The organism is Staphylococcus sp. EG-SA-2 (assembly GCF_017152085.1).
Genome location: NZ_JACYHC010001022.1, coordinates 1 through 805, shown reverse-complemented (window position 1 = coordinate 805; position 805 = coordinate 1). Strand labels below are relative to the sequence as shown.

Genomic DNA, 805 nt, shown 5'->3' with positions numbered 1-805 from the left:
GTTATATTTGAAAAAACTTCTTATTACCATCGTAATTATCGTATTAATCGGAGCACTTGGGTTCGCAATTTATGCTGCAATAAATCATTCTACATCATCAAGTAATAACCAAGAACAAGAAAATAAAGCTACGCATAAAAAGACAGAAACCGAAGAAAATGATCAACAAGATGATAGTGCAGACAAAGCAGATAAAAATCAAAATAATGGCAATAACGTTACTAATGACAATCAACCATCTTCACAGTCAAATGTTCCTAACAACCATTCAACAGCACCATCGAATACGCAACCAGCTCAGCCAAAAGACTCAAATTCAAATAAAAATAATACTCACGATGGTGGTAGTCAATCGTCAACAAACAACCAAAATAATCAACAACAGAACACACCACCTGCTAATAAATCAAATAATACCAATACGTCTTCTAAACAAACACCTCAAGCACAATCACCTAAAAATTAATCATTTACCTGATACGTCCACAAGTATCAGGTACATAAATTCAGAAGAACAGCAATATGATATTTTTCTATTTGAAATATCTTACTGCTGTTCTTTATTTGCATAATTCGCACTCTGTTAAATTCATATAAAAGTTCGCTTTAATGTCATTGACGTATGTATAAGCTCTCATGTTTAATAATATTAATACACCTTTAAAAACGCTTACACGGAAAATTTAGAAAGGAGGTACATGTTAAATGCTTGATAGACACTTAAAACTACTCCAGTTTTTTATTAAAAATCCATCAAAGCACATTAGTTCTAATGAAATTGCTGAACATGTCAATGTTTCAAACC

At 31.7% G+C, this 805-nt stretch carries 2 protein-coding genes; both read left to right on the top strand.

The annotated features are described in order from the left end of the window. Positions 1-7 precede the first annotated feature (7 nt). Positions 8-466 (top strand): hypothetical protein, encoded by a 459-nt coding sequence (locus IDG60_RS17490; protein ID WP_000734795.1) that lies wholly within the window; start codon positions 8-10, stop codon positions 464-466. 239 nt (positions 467-705) lie between these two features. Beyond that, positions 706-805, top strand: a 100-nt coding sequence (locus IDG60_RS17485) for a BglG family transcription antiterminator (protein ID WP_206160994.1), incomplete at its 3' end; no start/stop codon positions are given.